Consider the following 2,599-nt stretch of genomic DNA (forward strand, 5'->3'; position numbering starts at 1 on the left):
CCTTCGCGTCGGCCGAGGCGCCCTGGCAGGCCGTCAGTGACAGCGCGGCGGCGGCGATCAGCGCGGCGGCGGCGGCCTTGCGGCCCTGGCGGAGCAGCGTGTGCGACATGGGTTCCCCTCGTGGTGGTGCGGCCGGACCCCGGCCTTGCGTGTCCCACTCTGTGCGCCGCCGTTGGTGATCGGCTAACGCCTCACTAACGTTCCGCCGCAGGCCACCGGGGGCGCGGAAATCGGCCGTCAGGCCATGTCCCGCGCCGGGGGCACTCGTTGGTACGGGTGCGCCGGGCGGAGCGGACCCGGCGGTCGAGCGGAGGGCGTGTGAGGGCCGGCAGGGACACCGTGACGGGCGTGGTGACGGACGCCCCGTACGAGCCGGGGTGGCGCGTGGTGGCGCGCCGTCCCGGGCCGGTGCCGCACACCGTGTGCCGGGGCCGGTAGCGGTGGCCGAAACACGGCACTCCGTACGGCTCTCCCCGGGACGCCCCGCCGTCCACGGGTGCGTCGTCCTCGGCGTCCTGGGGTCCTGTCTGCTGGGCGCCGGGGGGTGGGGCGCCGGGGCGCTGCCGCACGGCGCGCCCGACGGGGTGTGGGCCCGGCACGGCGCGCCGCTGACCTGGGTGTGCGTCGCCCTGTCGTACGCCGGTCTGGTGCTGCTCGCCGGCGCCTGGTGGCGGCTGGGCACCCTCCTCGCGCAGGGCGTCCTCGTACCGTGGCGGCGGCTGCGTACGGCGCTGTGGTGCTGGGCGCTTCCGCTGCTGCCGGGCCCGTTGCTGGCGAGCAGCGACGCGTACAGCTATGTCGCCCAGGGGGCGCTCGCGGCCCGTGGGGCGGATGTGTACGCGGTGGGGCCCGAGGTACTGGGCGGGCCGCTCGCCGCCAACGTCCCCGGGATGTGGCTCGACACGCCCGCCCCGTACGGGCCGCTGTCCGTGGCGGTCGCCCGGGGCGTGGTGGGGCTCACCGGGGAACGCCATGCCGTCGCCGCCGTCCTGGTGCTGAGGCTGGTGGCACTGGCGGGACTCGCGCTCCTGGCGTGGGCGCTGCGCCGTACGGCGTCCGCCGCGGGCGCTGATCCGTCCTGCGCGCTGTGGGCCGGGGCGCTCAACCCGCTGGTGCTGGTGCACCTCGTCGGCGGGGCGCACAACGAGGCGCTGATGCTGGGGCTGATGGCGGCCGGGCTGCTGGCGTTCCGCCGCGGACACTGGGCCACCGGGACGGTCGTCCTGACGGCGGCGGCCCTGGTGAAGGCCCCGGCCGGGGTGGCGCTGCTGTGCGCCGGCGTGGTGTCGGCCGCCGGGCGTACGGGCGGGTGGCGGAGGGCGCGGCGGGCCGCGGGCGTTCTTGTGGTGGCGGCCGGTACGGCGGTGACGGGTGTGGCCGCCGTGGGGCAGGGCTGGGGATGGCTGCGGACCCTCGACAGCGCCGCCGAGGTGCGTACGGTGCTGTCGCTGAGTACGGACGCGGGCCATGTCCTGGGGCGGGCGGCCGAGGCGCTGGGGCTGGGCACCGTGTCCGGGACGATGGGCGCGGTACGGCTTGCCGGGACGCTGCTCGGGTTGTGCGCGCTGGTGGTCTGCGCGGGGCGCGCGCCCCGTATCGGCGCCGAACGCGCTACCGGCGCGGGACTGCTGGCGCTGGTGGTGTGCGCGCCGGTGGTACAGCCGTGGTACGCGCTGTGGGGCTTGGCGCCGCTCGCCGCGACGGCCCGCCGCCGGTGGGCCCCGACGGCGCTGAAGGTGACGGTGGTGGCCCTGCTGCTGGTGGTGATGCCCTCGGGCGAGGGCCCGACCCCGTCGGCGGTCCTCGCCGCCGTGACGGGCGGCGGGGCCGCGCTCGTAGTACTGGCACGGAGGGGGCGCGGGGGGCGCGGGGCGGGGAGGTATGCGTTGCCTGGGCGGGGGGTTCCTTTGGGGTGAGGGGGTGTTGGGGGCGTGCGGCCAGGGGGATCACTCACCCTGGCCGCACGCCCCCACCCAGAGATACATCTCCACCAGGAAGCACCCCCGCACCGAAGCACACCCCGCCGCCCACCAGGCCCCACCAGATCGAGGAGGTGGAGGAGGTCCTGTCCGGCTACGGCGGCGCGGTCGTCGTCAGCCACGACCGGCGTCTGCGCGCCCGCTTCACCGGCACGCATGTGGAAGTGGACGCCGGACGGGTGACGTGACGTCAGGAAGTCGCCGGCTGATCCTCGGGGCTCCTCCCCGGCCGCCGACGGCCCTCGCGCAGCAGCCAGAGTGCGCCCGTGAGGCAGCCGAGGGGGATCTCCAGCAGATGGGTGAAGGCGGCGAAGAGGAGAAGGCCCGAGGCGACGGCGGCGGGGGTGCCGCCGAGGGAGACCAGGGCGAGGGCGGCGGCGCTCTCGGTGACGCCGATGCCGCCGGGGGTCACGGCGATCTGGGTGAGCAGCCGGCTGGCGGCGAAGACCGCGAGGACGATACCGGGCGCCGTACGGTCACCGGCCGCACGCAGACAGGCCAGGAACAGGACGCCCTGCGCGGCGAGGGTGGCGGCCATCCCGGTCGCCAGCCGCGGCCAGGCACGGCGTACGACATCCCGGCCCGCGTCGTGGAACGGCGCGATCACCGCCCGGACGCGC

Annotated in this window: 2 protein-coding genes; one reads left to right on the forward strand and one right to left on the reverse strand. The window is 76.6% G+C overall.

What is annotated here, in order from left to right; genetic code table 11:
• The first annotated feature begins 440 nt into the window (after positions 1-440).
• A complete protein-coding gene (mptB, locus tag AC51EU_RS29410) occupies positions 441-1,916 on the forward strand; it encodes a polyprenol phosphomannose-dependent alpha 1,6 mannosyltransferase MptB (RefSeq protein ID WP_496270139.1) in 1,476 nt (491 codons plus the stop codon).
• 253 nt (positions 1,917-2,169) lie between these two features.
• Here the strand turns inward: mptB and AC51EU_RS29415 are convergent.
• Positions 2,170-2,599: lysylphosphatidylglycerol synthase domain-containing protein (locus AC51EU_RS29415; RefSeq protein WP_496270140.1), on the reverse strand; the 430-nt coding region annotated here is incomplete at its 5' end.

It is taken from the genome of Candidatus Streptomyces philanthi, assembly GCF_059553635.1.